Origin of the sequence: Streptomyces sp. DT190 (assembly GCF_049846985.1) — a bacterium.
Classification (GTDB): domain Bacteria; phylum Actinomycetota; class Actinomycetes; order Streptomycetales; family Streptomycetaceae; genus Streptomyces.
In genome coordinates this window covers 1-815 of sequence record NZ_JBNCNM010000063.1, presented here as the reverse complement: position 1 = coordinate 815, position 815 = coordinate 1, and the positions used below count along the sequence as shown (strand labels likewise).

At 71.4% G+C, this 815-nt stretch carries 1 protein-coding gene; it reads left to right on the top strand.

All coding sequences use genetic code 11. The annotated features are described in order from the left end of the window. On the top strand, positions 1 to 815 hold an 815-nt coding region (locus ACPXCS_RS39590; RefSeq protein WP_425971248.1), incomplete at both ends, for a polyketide synthase.

Below are 815 nucleotides of genomic sequence, written 5' to 3'. Positions count from 1 at the left end.
GAGGCCGTCGGCAAGAGCTACGCCCGCGAAGGCGGCTTCATCGACGACGTCGAGGGCTTCGACGCCGCCTTCTTCGGAGTCAGTCCCCGGGAGGCCGTGTCGATGGACCCGCAGCAGCGGCTCGTCCTGGAAACCTCCTGGGAGGCACTGGAGCGCGCCGGCATCCGCCCGGACAAGCTCAACGGCACCGACACCGGCGTCTACCTCGGCACCATGAGCTCCGACTACGGCCACCAGAGCCACGACCTGGACGCCCTCGACGGCTACACCAGCACCGGCTACGCGGGCAGCGTGGTCTCGGGCCGCGTCTCCTACACGCTCGGCCTCCAGGGCCCGGCCGTCACCGTCGACACCGCCTGCTCGTCCTCGCTGGTCGCCCTCCACCTCGCGATCCAGGCGCTGCGCCAAGGCGAGTGCGAACAGGCCCTCGCCGGCGGTGTCACGGTGATGAGCACGCCTGCCCTGTTCGTGGAGTTCAGCCGGCTCAAGGGGATGGCACCCGACGGCCGGTGCAAGTCCTTCTCGGCCGACGCCGATGGTGCGGGCTGGGCCGAGGGCGTGGGGGTGCTGCTGCTGAAGCGGCTGTCGGCGGCCGAGCGCGACGGTGACCGCGTGCTGGCCGTCATCCGCGGCAGCGCGGTGAACCAGGACGGCCGCAGTCAGGGTCTGACGGCGCCCAACGGCCCCTCCCAGCAGCGGGTGATCCGTGATGCGCTGCAGGCGGCCCGCCTGACCCCTGCCGACATCGATGCGATCGAGGCGCATGGGACGGGTACGTCGTTGGGTGATCCGATCGAGGCGGGTGCGCTGGCCGA